11 protein-coding genes and 1 pseudogene are annotated in these 14,300 nt (G+C 59.2%); 9 read left to right on the plus strand and 3 right to left on the minus strand.

The window, feature by feature from the left end:
• The first annotated feature begins 74 nt into the window (after nt 1-74).
• The 5 genes from FFM81_RS27155 (at nt 75) to FFM81_RS27175 (ending at nt 6,317) form a co-directional block, all read left to right on the plus strand.
• Nucleotides 75-950, plus strand: a complete 876-nt coding sequence (locus FFM81_RS27155; protein WP_138385596.1) for a LysR family transcriptional regulator — start codon at nt 75-77, stop codon at nt 948-950.
• A 460-nt stretch (nt 951-1,410) separates the two neighbouring features.
• Entirely contained in the window at nt 1,411-3,906 is a 2,496-nt protein-coding gene (locus FFM81_RS27160) for a chemotaxis protein CheB (RefSeq protein WP_138385595.1), read from the plus strand.
• A 13-nt stretch (nt 3,907-3,919) separates the two neighbouring features.
• Nucleotides 3,920-4,528 (plus strand): PAS domain-containing protein, encoded by a 609-nt coding sequence (locus FFM81_RS27165; protein ID WP_246401360.1) that lies wholly within the window; start codon nt 3,920-3,922, stop codon nt 4,526-4,528.
• Between the two features lie 4 nt (nt 4,529-4,532).
• Entirely contained in the window at nt 4,533-5,720 is a 1,188-nt protein-coding gene (locus FFM81_RS27170) for a PAS domain S-box protein (RefSeq protein ID WP_173883864.1), read from the plus strand.
• A 228-nt stretch (nt 5,721-5,948) separates the two neighbouring features.
• Nucleotides 5,949-6,317, plus strand: coding sequence for a response regulator (locus FFM81_RS27175; protein WP_246401299.1), 369 nt, complete (start codon nt 5,949-5,951; stop codon nt 6,315-6,317).
• Here the strand turns inward: FFM81_RS27175 and FFM81_RS27180 are convergent.
• Both FFM81_RS27180 and FFM81_RS27185 read right to left on the minus strand, forming a co-directional pair.
• Complete coding sequence (locus FFM81_RS27180; RefSeq protein ID WP_138385592.1) at nt 6,307-7,338, minus strand: chemotaxis protein CheB; 1,032 nt, start codon at nt 7,336-7,338, stop codon at nt 6,307-6,309. The two genes, FFM81_RS27175 and FFM81_RS27180, sit on opposite strands and share 11 nt — an antisense overlap.
• Before the next feature lie 427 nt (nt 7,339-7,765).
• Complete coding sequence (locus tag FFM81_RS27185; RefSeq protein ID WP_138385591.1) at nt 7,766-7,954, minus strand: hypothetical protein; 189 nt, start codon at nt 7,952-7,954, stop codon at nt 7,766-7,768.
• A gap of 226 nt (nt 7,955-8,180) precedes the next feature.
• On the opposite strand from FFM81_RS27185, the gene FFM81_RS27190 reads away from it, so the two are divergent.
• Both FFM81_RS27190 and FFM81_RS27195 read left to right on the plus strand, forming a co-directional pair.
• Nucleotides 8,181-8,411, plus strand: coding sequence for a hypothetical protein (locus FFM81_RS27190; RefSeq protein ID WP_138385590.1), 231 nt, complete (start codon nt 8,181-8,183; stop codon nt 8,409-8,411).
• Between the two features lie 346 nt (nt 8,412-8,757).
• Complete coding sequence (locus FFM81_RS27195; protein WP_138385589.1) at nt 8,758-8,985, plus strand: hypothetical protein; 228 nt, start codon at nt 8,758-8,760, stop codon at nt 8,983-8,985.
• 384 nt (nt 8,986-9,369) lie between these two features.
• On the opposite strand, the gene FFM81_RS27200 is transcribed toward FFM81_RS27195, so the two are convergent.
• Entirely contained in the window at nt 9,370-9,723 is a 354-nt protein-coding gene (locus FFM81_RS27200; protein ID WP_138385588.1) for a hypothetical protein, read from the minus strand.
• A gap of 705 nt (nt 9,724-10,428) precedes the next feature.
• Here FFM81_RS27200 and FFM81_RS27205 point away from each other — a divergent pair.
• Nucleotides 10,429-12,049 (plus strand): annotated as a pseudogene (locus FFM81_RS27205) (putative bifunctional diguanylate cyclase/phosphodiesterase).
• Between the two features lie 431 nt (nt 12,050-12,480).
• Nucleotides 12,481-14,235 carry a sensor domain-containing diguanylate cyclase gene (locus FFM81_RS27210; protein ID WP_138385587.1) on the plus strand — a complete coding sequence of 585 codons (1,755 nt, stop codon included), beginning with the start codon at nt 12,481-12,483 and terminating at the stop codon, nt 14,233-14,235.
• Nucleotides 14,236-14,300: the final 65 nt, after the last annotated feature.

A 14,300-nucleotide genomic window follows, 5' to 3' on the forward strand; every position in this document is an offset into this window, starting at 1 on the left:
GAACTATCCACTATTCCGATTTCGGGATAAATCCGTCATACTTGAAATAAGAATTCCATGTATGGGGCAATCTGATGAACCACCTGAATGACATGGCGCTGTTTGTGGAGGTCGCGAAAGCCAGGAGTTTTCGCAAGGCAGCCGAGGCTGCCGGCATTCCCAACTCCACGCTGTCACGCCGTATCAGTGAGTTGGAAAAAGCCATCGGTCTGAGGCTCCTGCATCGCACGACGCGCAAGATCGAGCTCACGGAAGCGGGCCAGCTTTACTACGCGCGGAGCAAGCGGATCGTCGACGAGGCCCGGCTCGCGCACGAGCAGCTGGGTGAGATGCTGGCGCAGCCGAGCGGAGTTTTGCGCGTCTCGCTGCCTGTCGATTTCGCCACCCTGTATCTCGCGCCGATCGTCGTCGACTTCGCGCAGCAGTACCCCGGAATCACCTTCGAGTTTGACCTGACGCCGCGCCGGGTCGATCTGGTGACCGAGCCGTTCGACGTGGCGATCCGCATGGGCCAACTGGAAGAATCAGGTCTGATCGCCCGCCTGATCGGGAAGCATGCGCGCTATCTCTATGCGTCTCCGGCCTATATCGAAGCCTCGGGCGAGCCTGTCGCTCCGGCGGACCTTTCAGCGCATGAATGCATTTGCATGCCCAAGGTCTCGTCGTGGATTTTGCATCAAGACGGCACCAAGTCGGAAGTAGGGGTCCACGGCCGGTTCACCCTCAATAGTGTCGGAATGATCCGCACTCTTGCGGTCAACGATCAAGGAATAGCGATGCTCCCCGAAAAGATTGTTGCTGATGATCTGGCCGCCGGCAGGCTTCGGCGTGTTTTGTCGGGGTGGCAAGGGTCGTCCGTCAGCATCTATGCCGTCACCGAAACGCGCCTGACGCCGGCCAAGACCCAGCGCTTCATCGAGTTCCTGTCTGCCAGGCTGATGCAGGCCTGAGATTACTGATGGTTTCAGATGTTCGCTAAGGACCTCGTTCCGTCCGGGCCGACCCGCGTTCCGCTGCAAGATCTGATTCCGGAGTTACTCTTCGATCAGCCTTTAGACATCAACAACCCCTACCAACTTCAGTTTCACGCGATGCTAAAGACCCGATTCTCGCTTGCTCGCCGTCCGTCAAGGAGGTCGTCCTGATACAGCTTGTCACCGTGCCTAGGCTGTCCCAGTACTCGGCGATGACTGCGCACTTTAGGAACCCGGATGGATGGATCGTCGGGGATGTCCACCAAGCTTTGGCTGGTGTTCGCGAATTTATCACGGTCGTTCTGGGCTGCGTCTATCGAGGCTTATTTGCAAGACCCTTGCCTATCGCGATCGAAGATTGCTGTGATTCAGCGCGATCCGGACGAGGGCTGAGGTAGATGACAAATCCTGTCGGGACGAAAGAAGCTGCCGCCGGATGGACCGGCCAGCGGTCCGCGAATCTCGTGGTCCCATCCGCTCAATTCCAGCACATATCGAAACGAATGAGCACGGTTTCCAGCACCGTCGTTTGATTGCGATCGGACAGTATCTGTGCGACGTTGAGGTTTCGCAAGCTATGATCGCAGCCTTGCATGATCGAACAGGCATATCCATGGCGAAGAAACCAATAATAACAGATGACCATAGGGAGCATGCCGCCAGGGCGCGAGGCAAGCACGTCGACGAGACGGTTGATGCCGATCCCATTGCCGCCACCGCCATTCCCGTCGTCGGAATCGGCGCCTCGGCAGGCGGCATCGAAGCGCTAAGCAGCTTCTTCGATGCCATGCCGGCCGATAGCGGCTGTGCCTTCGTCGTGGTGCTGCATCTCGATCCAAAGCGCGAAAGCGAGATGGCTCGCATCCTGAGCAGCCGCACCAAAATGTCAGTGGCGCAGGTCGAGGATGGAATGGTGATCGCCCCCGACCATGTCTATGTCATCGCGCCCGACACCGACCTCAAGCTTGCGGATGGCGGCTTGAAAGTGTCGAAACCGTCGGGACCTCGTGGTCAGCGGCATCCGGTCGATGTGTTGTTTGCCTCGATCGCAATGGAACAGCGCGAGCGTTCGATCGCAATCGTGCTTTCCGGAACGGGCAGCAATGGCACCGAAGGCTTAAAGGAGATTCGCGCGCAAGGCGGTATGAGCCTGGTGCAAGCACCGGAGACGGCAAAGTTCGACGGAATGCCGAGGAGCGCGATTGCCGGGGGTCTTGCGGACCACGTGCTTGCCCCCGATAAGATGCCTGAGACCCTGATGGCTTATGTCCACCATGGCTATGTCTCAGCCCCCACCGAGGTCGAGCCCGCCTCCCCGAAGGGCGAGGTCACCATCGAACAGGTTCTCGACGTCTTGCGGGCCCGTGATGGACACGATTTCGGCAGCTATAAGCGCAACACGCTGCGGCGGCGCATCCATCGTCGCATGGGGCTCAGGAACATCGAGACGCTCGCGGACTACCTCAACGACCTGCGGACCAATCCGCAAGAGGTGTCTACACTGGTCGCCGATCTGATGATCAGCGTCACCGGTTTCTTCCGCGACCCCGAAGCATGGAAGGCGCTTGGGGAACTCGTGATCGCACCTCTTGTTGCCGCGCGTGAGAACGGTGGATCGCTTCGGGTCTGGGTTGCGGCCTGCGCCACTGGCGAGGAAGCTTATTCCATTGCCATGCTGGTGACGGACCATGCCGAGACTATCGGAAAACGCTTCGATCTCAAGGTTTTTGCCACGGATGCACAGGAAGACAACCTGCGCAAGGCGCGGGACGGCATCTATCCCGCCGCCGCCCTGTCAGGGTTTCCGCCCGAGCGCGCGAGGCGTTTTTTCGAAAAGCTCGACGGCTCATTCCAGGTCAGCAAAGAGCTTCGCGACATGGTGGTGTTCGCGGCGCAGAATCTGCTCCGCGATCCGCCGTTCTCGCGACTCGACATCGTCTCATGCCGAAATTTCCTGATCTATCTCGAGCCGGAGGCGCAACAGCGCGTCATCGTCCAATCCCATTTCGCCCTGCGCCCGGATGGGCATCTCTTTCTCGGCAATGCGGAGACGATCGGTCGGCATGACGATCTCTTCGAAACGATATCGAAGAAATGGCGGATCTACCGCCGGACCGGGCCCACCCGGCACGACCTGATTGATTATCGCCCGGCGCGCGGATCGGTCGCCGGACCGCGGGCATCGGGTGAGTCGTTGCCTGTGTTATCAGATGCAGATGCTGCGCCGATCGCCGATATCGCGCGGCGCGCGCTGCTGGAGCGCTACGCCCCCGCCTCGGTTCTGATCGACCAGAAGGGCCGCGTCGTCTATTTCCATGGAACGACGCGTGACTATCTTGAGCAGCCGCCGGGCGAGCCAACCCGGGAGCTGCTGGCCATGGCGCGCGACGGACTGGGTCTCAAACTTCGCGGAGCCTTACGCGAAGCCTCGAAAAACGACAAAAGCATCACCGTCCATGGTCGCGTGCAGCTGGGCGACGCATCGCGAACCGTGGCGATGACGGTGATGCCGCTCCCCGCCTCCCGCCAAAACGGCAAACTCACTCTCGTGAGCTTTGCGCCTGGGACGCCGGCTGGCCAGACGACCGACCAGCTCGCCGTGCGCGAGGATGCGGGGGAAACGACCTCCGGCGAGCGCGCGCTTCAGGAGGAACTGGCTTCGATGCGCGCCGAGCTTCGCAACACCATCGAGCATCTGGAGACGGCTAACGAGGAGTTGAAGGCTTCCAACGAGGAAGCAACTTCAATGAACGAGGAGCTTCAGTCAACCAACGAAGAACTGGAGACCTCCAAGGAGGAGTTACAATCCTTCAACGAGGAGCTAAACACCGTCAACAGCCAGCTTCAGCTGAAGATTTCCGAGCTCGAACGCAGCACCAATGACCTGAACAACCTGCTGGCGGGGGGCGGAGACCGCGACGCTGTTTCTTGACAACAAGCTGGCGATTAGCTGGTTCGCACCGGCAACCAAAGAACTTTTCGATCTGGTGGCCACGGACATCGGCCGGCCGATTGCCCATTTCGCGCGGAAATTCTCCGACGAGAACCTGCTCTCGGACGCAGAGACTGTGTTGCGGAAACTTACCACCATCGAGGCCGAGGTCCGAAGCGACGCCGGCCGCTGGTATCTGCGACGCATGCTGCCCTATCGCACGCGCGACAACCACATAGCAGGCGTCGTCGTCACCTTCACCGATATCACCGACCGACGAGCCGCCGCCCAAGCGGTCAACGCTGCGAGGACCTATGCCGAGGCCATTGTCAGCACGGTGCGGCAGCCCTTGCTCGTCCTCGACGCCGCCTTGCGAATCCAGTCTGCGAATCCCGCCTTCTATGAGTTGTTTAAGGTTAGCGCCAAGGAAACCGAGCGCAGCCTGCTTTACGACCTCGGCAACGGGCAGTGGGATATTCCTGCCCTGCGAACGCTTCTCGACAAGGTGCTGTCGAACAGTCAGGACGTTGCCGACTACGAGGTCGAGCACGAATTTCGCAACATCGGCCGGCGCTGCATGCTGCTCAATGCCCGCAAATTGGACCGGGGGGGGCGGGCCTGACGAGTTGATCCTGCTCGCCATCGAGGATATCACCGAACGCCGGGAGTGGGAGAATGCCATCCGAGCCAGCGAGCAGCGTCTGAAGGACCTTATCGCGGCGCTGCCGGGCGCGGTCTACACCACCGATGCGGAAGGCCGTCTCACCTCCTATAACCCCGCTGCCGCTGAGTTGTGGGGCCGCCACCCGAAACTTGGCACCGATGAATGGTGCGGCTCCTGGCGCTTATACCGAACAGACGACACTCCGTTGCCGCATGATGAATGCCCGATGGCGATCGCGCTAAAAGAGAAAAGGCCGATTCAGGGTGCGGAGGCCGTTGCCGAACGGTCAGATGGTGTCAAGGTGCCTTTCCTTGCCTATCCCACGCCACTTCGCGATGCCTCGGGCAAGGTAACGGGGGCAGTCAATATGCTCGTGGACATCACCGAGCGAAAGCGGGCCGAAGCACTTGCGGAACGCCTCGCCGCGATTGTCCAATCCTCCGACGATGCCATCATCAGCAAAAACCTGGATGGTACTATCATCAGTTGGAACGAAGGGGCCGAACGGCTGCTCGGCTATGGGACCGACGAGATCATCGGCAAGTCCATCATGACCTTGGTGTCTCCGGATCGCCGCGACGAGGAGGTGGACATCCTCGACCGGGTTCGTCGCGGCCAGCACATCCAGCATTACGAAACGCTCCGCCAGCGCAAGGACGGAAGTCTGGTCTGGGTTTCCTTGACCATATCCCCGCTGAGCGATGCGGCGGGAAAGATCATCGGTGCGTCCACAATCGCGCGCGACATGACCGAGCGCCGGCGGGCTGATGAGCATCGGAAAACGCTGATGGACGAACTCAATCACCGCGTCAAAAATATGATGGCGGTCATCCAGTCTATCGCTACCCAGACGCTTGGCCACGCATCGACGCTGGAGGAGGCGCGTACCGCATTTAGCTCACGGCTGATCAACCTGGCGACGGCGCATGACCTACTGACGCGCGAAAGCTGGGAGAGCGCGAATCTGGCCGAAATTGTCTCCGATACGGTCAAGCCGCATGCAGACGGAAAAACTCGCTTCCAGATCGAGGGCCCCGGCGTCCGGCTCTCCCCGAGCGCGGCTCTGGCGATGTCCATGGCCCTGCACGAACTCAGCACCAATGCCGCGAAATATGGTGCACTGTCTAACGAAAAAACGGCCAGGTCGTGATCCTCTGGAAAATCGACGGTAGCGGTCCAGCCCGACGGCTCGTCTTGCGTTGGCAGGAAAGCGGCGGACCGCCGGTCGCCGAGCCGAAGACGAAGGGCTTCGGCTCACGCCTGATCGAGCGAGCCCTGGCAGCGGAACTCGGCGGCGAAGTGCGCGTTGACTATGAACCCTCCGGCCTTGAGTGTACGATCATCGCGCCGCTGCCCGCTGGGCGTGCAGGAGGACAGGGTGGGCACAGACCCGAGGCGCATTCTGATCGTCGAGGATGAATTTCTCATCGCGATGCTCCTTGAAGACCTCCTATCGAGGATGGGACATCACGTGGTCGCTTGCGTGGCCCGGGTGGATGAAGCGATGAAGTTCGTCGACCAGCCGGACATCGACTTCGCTATTCTCGACATCAACCTGGGCGGCGAAAAATCCTTTCCCGTGGCAACGCTTTTACGCCGTCGCAAAATACCCTTCATATTCGCCACGGGCTACGGCACCGAGGGCCTCGCAGATGAATTCCGCGACGAACTCGCATTGCGGAAGCCATACGATCCTCTGGATCTGGAGCGAGCCATCGCACAGGCATGCGCGCGGGTTAGAAGCTGAGCGGATCCGGCTTGTCTGCGGCTCTTGCTCCGGTTGCTTCCGGCGTGATCCAATCCTGCTCCACCAAATCCCGCAATTTGTAAGCACGATCGAGCGCCTGCCGGCTGGCCGCCTGCCATGAGGCGCACAGGGCGGGCTCGACGGAATAAGTTTGTTCGGCCATCTGGAGGCAGAATTCAGCTCGTTCGTTCAGGAATCTCACCGCAGCGCGCATCATTTGCTCCATTTTGTCGAATTGTGCACCGGCCATGGTTTCGGCGGTATAGCTGTGACCGATGTGACAGTCGAATTTGATTATCGTGCCGACTTCGGAGCTGTGCAGGGCGCCGCCACATTCCGGGCAGGTAATCGCCACTGGTCGTTCGAACGGTACGCTTTCAATCATTTCCGGATCCTCTTCGATCTCCGGTTGCTTAGGTGTGATTGGCACGGCTTTCTCCTTTCTATTCTTTCCATCCTTTCCGCTGGCCAATTCAACGAGCAGATTCGGCATGACCGCGAGCGGCTCGGTATAATCGAGCGGGACATGCGCGGCAGCGCTTCTTGGCATGTCCGGATAAGCCGCATCATCGGGGTGCTGAGCGATCGCGATGCCGCCGCGCCGCGCGATTTCGAAGAGACCGACCGTGCCATCGTTCTGGTTGCCCGTCAGGACAATACCCACAGCAGCGGGACCATAACTTTCGGCGACGCTGCGAAAAAGCGGGTCGATAGCTGGGCGCGCGCAGTTCTCCTTCGGTCCACGCGAGAGGCGCAATCGTCCATTTGCAATGACCATGTGGCGATCCGGCGGCGCGACATAGATGTGGTCAGCAAGGATCGGCTCGCCGTCTTCGGCGTGCTTTGCCGGAAGCGGCCCGGCTGCGTTCAGTAGCGCGGGCAGTACGCTCTGCTGCGAGCCGACGTGCAAGACGATCAGAATCGGAACACCAATCGTTTCCGGCAGGTCGGAAGCAAGCGAACATAGCACTCTCACCCCGCCAGCAGACGCGCCAATTGCAATGATCGATGAACGTGCCATGACGAACCACGCGCTGGTAGATCAGGCGAAAACGCGCCGCGGCGCTGAAAGTTCGCCCGCCCGAGTCGTCAGTTTCGACGCCGGCTGGGCTAGGACAAGAGCTGCTCCAAATCATACGTTAGGCGCAAGGCATCGGCGCCGAGCTTCAGCGCGAGTGCGGTGAGCGGCTCCTCGGGCAAGATCGCGCCCCAGAGAAGAATTCCGCAAATACTCGAGCTTAATGTGGCGGCTGACAGAGGTGGCTCGGTTTATCCAACCGTTTCGAGGATCTTGCTCGATCCGCGAGTTCGCATTGCCTGCCGATACCCAAGACATTTTTGGTGAATACCTGAAAAGACCGGATGGCGCGACGCCGACGGACAACGAGGAAGTGGCTGAGGGCTACGATTGCTCGTAATTAACCCACCAGCCACTTCAGCCGGGACAGTCAGTCTCCATAGTAGTAGACCGGCTCGCGGGTAAGTTCACCTCGCCCGATATGTTGGTACAGTTGTTTTCCGAGAATCCAGAAGGCAATTTCGTCGGTCTTCATGCAATAGACGTAGTCGCCGTCGATCCAGTACTCGGCGGCCGACGAAGCGAGAGGATACAAATACTCGCCCGCTTCAGAAAACATGGCCCTGTCCGACACGCAGTCGTATAGGTACCTCGCCTTGGCTTCCAAGCGACCTCTCTCTTTCTCGGTCCATACACGAGCGCTTTGGCGTTCGGCCGACGCCGCGTTCGCCGACCGTCGCCATGCGACTCAAAACCTGTAGCCGCAACTCTAATAAACTTGCTTGTTTGATTTTTTCAAGATTACGGTCGCAAGATGCGAGATGGCAACCTGGGGAGGTTGACGGATGTTGAAAGCATCAGCCGCCAAAGACTTTGTCGAGCGGCTAGTTGAAGATGGATACGAGGTCTGCGCCATCGGCAAATTCTACGTTCTCGCTGACCCGGAAGAAGCACAGGCATCCGCTAAACTTCATGACTTTCTCCGAGGATTCGGGCCACGCGATCATCTGACGGCGGATATCGCGGCCTACCTGCATCGCATTGGCCGTTATATCCCCGTGGAGACGATCGATTGATCAACGGATAAATATAGCGTGGGCCAGACTTACCTCGATACGATCATTCGTCCATCGCGACGCCGGAAGCACGATCCCACCGCGATACACGGCGGATGACGATCCGCGGCCCTAAATCTCGTCGGGACCATCCGGAAGTCGACAGTTTGTCGGTCGTTGTTGCTTAATCTCCTTGAGCGAAGGTCGCTCCGGCGAGGTAGTTTCACATTGTAGGCCAGTCTCGGCCAATGCATTTTTATTTTGTGGACAGACGAAATGAGCATATCATACACCGCGTCAGTCCTAGACTTTCGGCCGCGACCGCTTGAGAGATACACATGCTCGCGGCCACCTGGAGGCCACGGGAATGTATCCGGAATATCTCTTCACGCTTGACGATGACGGCATCGACTTGGTCACCAATGTCGTTCGCGATTGGTGTAACGCTCACCATGTCCCGCCGGAATGTGACCTGGGCAGGGAGGCGATGCGCTTCGCAGTCGGCCGCGTGGTTGCCGGGGAGAAATCGCCGATTGCGCTGTCGGAGGCAATAAAAACCCATATGGATATCGAGATTTTCAAGCGGGCGGGCTGACGACGAGCGTCATGTTGTAAGTTTTTTATGCGCAGGTTCACCGGCACCGGTTCTGCTGGAACCAGCTCTGGCTGCACCGGCTCGGCATCGCCCCAACAACGTGAAGCTGCTATTTAAGGCGTCAGGTGCACGCCAGCGGGCGGCACTCTAATCCAGTTCCGGCGCTCTGCGCGTTTCCAGCTTGCCGTAGCCGAACGCCCACGAACATTTCGCAGCGACAATGGTCAGCACCGCACGCCAGAAGCGGGCATGGAACGGGGCAAGACAGTGTGCTCGGCACTACCAACACAGACATCAATGCCCGTGCCGCCAGCAAGGACAATCGAACACCTCCCGTTTCCTGCTCGACCCCCACAGCGCAGAGGTTTGTCGATGCCGCGTGCATTACGGGCGCGGAGCTCCTTTTAGTCTGGCTGCCGCTTTGCGGACTTGAGCCTGGGACGGTTGGGCCCTCATCAACTGCTTGACGGGTGACTTGCCACGTCGCTCCACTTTTGCCGGTTTTGGAGGGGTAGGAGGAGACTCGCGCAACAATCGCCACGCCTTCTCGACAAAGAAGGCGGCCGTTTCATGCCCGAGACGGCGAAGCGAGCCGCTTAATCGGTTTGCTTCAAAGATCGCCCTGTTCCAACTCGCAACCTGGTGCCGGTATGCGTCTTCGGCAGTCATCTCAGGCGTGCCTTCAGGAAACATCGCTTCAAAACGCTGCCGATTGAACGGCGCCTTTTTCTTCGTCACGTCCTTCGCCTGTATTTATTCTGTACACCGCCCACGGTGGGTGGCACATCTCGTCTTGCTTCCCCTTTTGAAACAGCACAGACAGGAATTACAGCAAATCTTACCTTAGGAGGGCGGCCGGAACAAGACCGGGCTCAGTTCAACGCATGGATTAAGCGGGTGACCAGGCAGCGAATGCTGAGCAGGCAAACTCCACCCTCGTGCACGATAAAGCAAACGTCGCCAGGACCACGCGATTTCGACCCTCCTTCCCGCCAGATAGAGAGCTTCATCGGCCTTATCGACCAGATCCGCCGGGGCCGAATAGGCTTTGGGTGCTGCCACGGTGGTCACGCCGATACTAAAGGTGACTATTCCCTTGTCGCTACGAGCCTGGGTAATCTTCACCCGCAGATCTCGTTGCGTAGTCTTCCTCTAGGACGGCAAGTGCAGAGGTCAGTGTCGCGAGGAGGCCGCGAGCGGTATTGAAATATCCGGTCGCGCGGTAGGCCAAAGCGCGGCAGCAGAAAGAGGCCTGCAGTCACCCGTTCATGGATCCGCCTTGGCTCACCACGTGATGTCGATTCCGATTACTTTTCTTTCGCGCAACCCCTCCTAGTTGTCCTTCGGTAACCATATGGAGAGCTGATTGAGAGGCTTCTCGTAATATGTTAGCAATGGCTCACGACCTGCGGCAGGAATGTGCGATCTACAATGGCTGGGTCGATGCACGGTAAACGCGACAGACTTGCTTCGTTTTATGGAGACAGCTTACAGCTGGTGGAATGCACTGCAATGTTTTCCCAGGCCTACGGGATCGTGGCGGCGACAGATGCGACCCTGTGGCAGATATATCCGGATTTGATGGAGGCCGATGGCAGATTGCTGGTCGAGGCCGTGCTTGCCGACGGCATTCCGGTCAACACTGCACTCAAATCTAGTGTGGCCGATCAGGCGCGCTATCTTCTTCTGTTCAGCACAGAACGGGGATTGGGCGTCGTCGAGACGCGGCCTGAGGCGACCACTTCGGAGACGCCGATTGACGACTCAGATCGGGCTCTGCTTCTCCATCAGGCACGGCATGACGCGTTGACGGGGCTGGCGAACCGTCGCCAGTTCAGCAGCGACCTCGAGGCGAACCTACCCCTATCGGGTGGACATAAGCTTGCCCTCATGCAGATTGATCTCGACGACTTCAAGCCGGTCAACGACACCCTTGGTCATGGCGCCGGCGATATCGTACTCAAGATCACGGCCGAACGGATCCAAGCCGTGCTTGGCGACGGGGCGACAGCCTACAGACTGGCTGTCGATGAATTTGCGGTCATTCAATACTCCGACGAACAGCCCGCTGCAGCAGAACGGCTGGCCGAAGCCTTGGTCCGTGCTTTCAAGGATCCGTTTACCATCGACGGGATCGCCGTGTTCGTGGGCGCGAGCGTCGGAATAGCCATTGCCCCGATTGATGGCAACGACGGCGAACAGTTGATGAAGGCCGCCGACATTGCGCTCTACGCGGCGAAGAACGATGGTCGCGGCCGGGCGAGAACGTTCAACCGCTCGATGCTAATCATGCTGGAGCAGCGTGAGATGCTGCGACGCAGTTTGCGGGTGGCTCTGCAGGAACAACAGTTCTTCATCGAGTATCAGCCGCTGGTCGAGATTGCAGGCGGGATCATAGGGTTCGAAGCCCTGCTGCGCTGGCGTCACCCTTATGCTGGCGTTGTTCCACCGAGTCTTTTCATCCCGATGGCCGAAGCCGATGGGCTGATGGGCGATATTGGAGCATGGGTGCTTGAACAGGCTTGCCGTGAGGCGGCGACATGGCCATTGCATTTCATTGCCGCAGTCAATCTTTCGCCTGCGGAGTTTCTGAATGCCGGGTTCACCGATCGCATAACCGAGACCCTCGATGTCATCGGGTTTCCGGCTGAAAGACTGGAACGAAATAACGGAGAGCGTCCTGCTTGAGCGCACGGCCGACAATCTCGACACTCTCCACACCCTTGAGGTCCTGGGCATCCGCATCGCCCTTGACGACTTTGGTACCCGCTATTCGTCCCTGAGCTACCTGCAGAACTTCCCATTCGACACGATCAAGATCGATAAGCACTTCATCAAGGACGTCGAGACAAACCCGAAGAGCCAGACAATCGTGCGCTTCATCATCGGCCTCGCTCATGGATTGGGAATGCACGTCACCGCGGAGGGCGTAGAGACAGTCGGTCAAGCCTCTTGGCTTCGCAGAAAACGGTGTGATCGGCTGCAAGGACGCCTGTTGGGCGCGCCGATGTCGGCAGACGCTCTTCACGAATTTTTGCGTCAAATGTCGTTCGAGACCCTCTAGGCGACTGCAGCGCACTTACGTGGCTGCAGTCAAGGCTGTCGACGTCGCCTGGGAAGCGCGTTGTTCCGAGCCAGCGGAGCGGCGTCAAGCCGATCCAAAGACGGAACGGAGGACGTCATGAACGGTGAGCTATAGAATGGCAGACTTCCGGGTTCTCGAACCTTCCGGCGGCGATTTCGCTGGGCATATCTATGCCAGTGTTCCATGCGCCCCGAGCCGCTCAAGCGGCTGGCTTTCCACTTGCGCACCGTATCGGTTAAGTCCCGGGCGGCCATCCGCTAACACAATGGTAAGCCGGGGAATGTTAAATTCTGTCCTGGTGGCATATTGGAATCAAAGCTGCAGGTTGAAAAAATCGGCATCTCCGCTCGGTAAGCTCCAGCCCTTCCTCCCTGTCACCATCGTAGCCAAGTTTTCAAGAGATCAAACGCGTGACCAAAGCACTTAAAAAGAAGATCGACGTCATTTCGTCCGGCGTCCGCGAAGAGCTTGAACATCGCATGAGGGTCACCCCCGCGATGCTCCACTCCATTGATGGCCAGGGCCGCCTCATCTCCGTCAGCAACGCCTGGCTCACCAAACTGGGCTATTCCCGCGAGGAGGTCATTGGGAGGCGCTCGTCCGAATTCCTTACCCCGGAATCACGCCTGCATGCCGTCAGCAATGTGCTGCCCGATTTCTTCCGGACCGGGCGCTGCGACGACGTGCAATACCAGATGGTCTGCAAGGACGGCCGAGTCGTCGACGTCCAGCTCTCGGCGATTTTGGAGCATGACGAGGCGACCCAGGAGGCGATCTCGCTGGCCGTGATCACGGATGTCACGGCGCTCAAGGCCGCCAAGCGGCAGCTGACCGCCAGCGAGACCCGCTATCGCGAGCTGGTGGAAAGCCAGTCGGAACTTGTGTCGCTGGCCCACCAGGACGGCACGCTGGTGTTTGTCAATCATGCGTATGCCCGCCGCCACGGGAAACTGCCTGAAGACATAGTGGGCGCAAGCCTGTTCGATTTCGTGCCCGACGAAGATCGCGCCGCGGTCGCGTGGCACTTGAACGCCGTCTGCAATGACGGAAACAGCGTCGAGAACGAGAACGAGAACCGGATCCTGATGCCGGATGGCGAGATGCGCTGGTTCGCCTGGACAAATCGCGCCCTCAAAGACGCTGATGGTCACGTGACAGCCATTCATTCGGTCGGCCGCGACATTCATGAGCGCGTCATGGCCGAGGAACGGCTGAAGGAAAGCGAGGCCCGCTATCGGCTATTGGCCGACAACAGCACCGACATGGTTTTCCAGCTCGATCGAGATCGTGTGCGCCGGTACGTCTCTCCTGCCTGTCGGGAAGTTCTTGGTTATGAACCTGCCGACCTTGTTGGGAGATCGCCGGTGGAGCTGGTCCATCCCGAAGACGAACCTTTCGTCGCCCTCTCTTTTCAATCCCTCCTTGATGGCAGCCTGGAGCGTCGATCGATCACGAACCGGATCCGGCATCGGGACGGCCATTGGATATGGGTAGAAGCCCAGTTAAAGGCACTGCGCAACGACCGATCGGGAGAACCCGAGGGCATCATCGGAACGTTGAGAGACGTGTCCTCGCGAAAAGCGATCGAAGACCAGCTCCACCAGGCAAATGCCCGCCTGCAGGCTCTGGCGGAACAAGATGGTCTGACGGGCCTGTCCAACCGGCGATGCTTCGACGCGGTTCTGGTGCGTGAGCACGCCCATGCCAGACGGGACAAAAGGCCTCTCGCCCTTCTGATGATCGACGTGGACTGGTTCAAGCCGTTCAACGATCTCTACGGTCACCCAACAGGCGACGAATGCCTGAAAAGGGTCGGCGCGGTGATCAAGGAAGCTGCCAGACGGCCTCATGATCTCGCGGCTCGGTATGGCGGGGAAGAATTCGTGGTCCTCCTTCCCGACACCGACGCTGCCGGAGCGATGATGGTTGCTGAGCAGATCCGTGAGGCTGTCCTCGAGCTGGGGATCGAGCACGGTGGCAGCGCATTCAGGAGAGTTACGGTGAGCATCGGTGCAATCTCACTCGGGTGGACCGATCCGGATGACTCTGAGAGCCTGCTTCACCAGGCGGACCGTGCTCTGTACCAAGCCAAAGGAGCCGGCCGAAACAAGGTCACCTATCCGGCGGAACAAACGGCCGACCGCATAGGCGCCGCCCGTAAATAGAGCATCGATCACCGAATCTGCTCGAGCATTGGCACCACGAACATCTCGCCGCGTTCAAGGCACGG

This window comes from Rhizobium hidalgonense (assembly GCF_005862185.2).
Classification (GTDB): domain Bacteria; phylum Pseudomonadota; class Alphaproteobacteria; order Rhizobiales; family Rhizobiaceae; genus Rhizobium; species Rhizobium hidalgonense.

Excerpts from the sequence above, each read along its gene's own strand:
- FFM81_RS27155 (WP_138385596.1), top strand. The coding sequence starts at position 75 with ATGAACCACCTGAATGACATGGCGCTGTTTGTGGAGGTCGCGAAAGCC.
- FFM81_RS27160 (WP_138385595.1), top strand. The coding sequence starts at position 1,411 with ATGGACCGGCCAGCGGTCCGCGAATCTCGTGGTCCCATCCGCTCAATT.
- FFM81_RS27180 (WP_138385592.1), bottom strand. The coding sequence starts at position 7,338 with ATGGCACGTTCATCGATCATTGCAATTGGCGCGTCTGCTGGCGGGGTG.
- FFM81_RS27185 (WP_138385591.1), bottom strand. The coding sequence starts at position 7,954 with ATGTTTTCTGAAGCGGGCGAGTATTTGTATCCTCTCGCTTCGTCGGCC.
- FFM81_RS27190 (WP_138385590.1), top strand. The coding sequence starts at position 8,181 with ATGTTGAAAGCATCAGCCGCCAAAGACTTTGTCGAGCGGCTAGTTGAA.
- FFM81_RS27195 (WP_138385589.1), top strand. The coding sequence starts at position 8,758 with ATGTATCCGGAATATCTCTTCACGCTTGACGATGACGGCATCGACTTG.